This is a genomic window from Vibrio sp. 2130-1 (assembly GCF_033339515.1).
This window is the reverse complement of record NZ_JAWOUT010000440.1, coordinates 1-616: the sequence shown is the minus strand read 5'-3', so window position 1 is coordinate 616 and position 616 is coordinate 1. Positions and strand designations below refer to the sequence as shown.

The window sequence follows — 616 nt, the reverse complement described above, 5'->3', positions numbered from 1 at the left end:
GAAGAAGATCAGTGAACACCTTCTACCTAAAACTCGCGCGTATGCTGAAATTTGGTTAGACGGAGAGAAAGTCGAATCGACCGAAGAAGATGAGCCGATTCTGGGCAAAACTTACTTACCACGTAAGTTCAAAACAACCGTAGTCATTCCTCCACAAAATGATGTGGATGTCCACGCGAATGATTTGAACTTCGTTGCGATTGCCGATAACGGCAAATTGGTTGGCTTTAATGTGCTAGTGGGTGGTGGTTTGGCGATGACACATGGCGATACGTCGACTTACCCACGTCGAGCTGATGACTTTGGTTTCATTCCTCTAGAAAAAACCTTAGATGTCGCGGCTGCAGTTGTGACAACTCAGCGTGACTGGGGTAACCGTTCAAACCGTAAAAACGCTAAAACCAAATACACACTCGACCGCGTCGGTACAGATGTCTTTAAAGCAGAAGTAGAAAAACGTGCGGGCATTCAGTTTGAAGCTAGCCGCCCGTATGAGTTCACTGAACGTGGTGACCGTATTGGTTGGGTAGAAGGTATCGATGGTAAATTCCACTTGGCGTTATTTATCGAGAATGGTCGATTGCTGGATTATCCGGGGAAGCCGCTGAAAACGGGC

General features: G+C 46.9%; 1 pseudogene. It reads left to right on the top strand.

Features of this window, described 5'->3' with window-relative positions:
• Nucleotides 1–616: pseudogene (locus R7Q09_RS26715) on the top strand (sulfite reductase subunit beta); the annotation flags it as partial.